Genomic DNA, 554 nt, shown 5'->3' with positions numbered 1-554 from the left:
GGCCGATTGTAAAATGAAGTTGGACACTATGTCCTAAATTAAAAAAGGTCATTTGAACCTTGTTTGATAGAATGTTAATAACCACAAAAACTTCTAGAAAACGAGGTATTCAAATGACCCTTTCTAATAATTCTACCATGATTAAACACACTCGTGGAAAACATTTAAGCTATGAAGAACGTGTTCTGATCCAAATTCGTCGTAAAGATAATAGATCTATGCGTTCTATTGCACGAGAATTAGGCTGCTCACCACAAACTATTTCAAATGAAATTAAACGTGGCACTGTTAGCCTTTATCATGAATCAGTTAAGCGCTATAAGGCAGAAGTTGGTCAAAAAGCTTATCAAAATCATCGTCTTAATTCTGGTCGTAAGCTTAAGTATCTTACTCATAAGCCGTTTATTGATTATGTTAAAGAACATTTCTTTAAGGATAATTGGTCTCTTGATGCTTGCTGGGGTCGTGCAACTGCAACAGGTCTATTCACTAGCCAGGATGTAGTATGCACTAGAACTCTTTACAATTATGTAGACAAGGGGCTAATCGGTATT

Annotated in this window: 1 protein-coding gene; it reads left to right on the top strand. The window is 35.7% G+C overall.

Annotated elements, in window-relative coordinates; genetic code table 11:
• Positions 1–113: 113 nt before the first annotated feature.
• Positions 114–554 (top strand): helix-turn-helix domain-containing protein (locus tag FC46_RS09895; protein WP_162253143.1); only part of this gene is annotated, 441 nt, incomplete at its 3' end.

The organism is Lactobacillus kalixensis DSM 16043 (genome assembly GCF_001434335.1).
Taxonomy (GTDB): domain Bacteria; phylum Bacillota; class Bacilli; order Lactobacillales; family Lactobacillaceae; genus Lactobacillus; species Lactobacillus kalixensis.
This window is presented reverse-complemented; position numbering and strand designations above follow the sequence as displayed.